Consider the following 421-nt stretch of genomic DNA (forward strand, 5'->3'; position numbering starts at 1 on the left):
TGGGGGCCGCGCCAGGGCAAGTCCACCTCGCGGGTGATTCCGGCGGTGATGGACGCCCCGGGTGCGGTGGTGGCGACGTCGAACAAGCGTGATGTGGTTGATGCGACCCGCGATCCGCGTGGCGAGCTCGGCCGGGTGTGGGTGTTCGACCCGCAGGGTGTGGCCGAGGAGGCCCCCACCTGGTGCTGGGATCCGATCGCGTGGGTCTATGGCGTCGATGGCGACGGTGCGCAGGAACGCGCGGCCGAGCTCGCCGGGCATTTCGCCGCCGCCAACGAGGGCAGCAACGGCGGAGACGCGTTCTTCGAACCGGAGGGTGAGGACCTGCTCGCGGGTCTTTTCCTGGCCTGTGCGATGGACAAGCAGCCGATCACCCAGGCGTTCGCGTGGGTGACCAGCCCGGATGAGGAAGAGCCCGTCC

The 421-nt window shown here is 69.8% G+C and carries 1 protein-coding gene; it reads left to right on the forward strand.

Annotation, left to right across the window (positions count from 1 at the left end):
* The coding region (locus tag GV790_RS29030; protein ID WP_163818007.1) for a type IV secretory system conjugative DNA transfer family protein at positions 1-421 on the forward strand (421 nt) is incomplete at both ends.

Origin of the sequence: Nocardia cyriacigeorgica, assembly GCF_010858045.1 — a bacterium.
In the GTDB taxonomy this organism is placed as follows: domain Bacteria; phylum Actinomycetota; class Actinomycetes; order Mycobacteriales; family Mycobacteriaceae; genus Nocardia; species Nocardia cyriacigeorgica_E.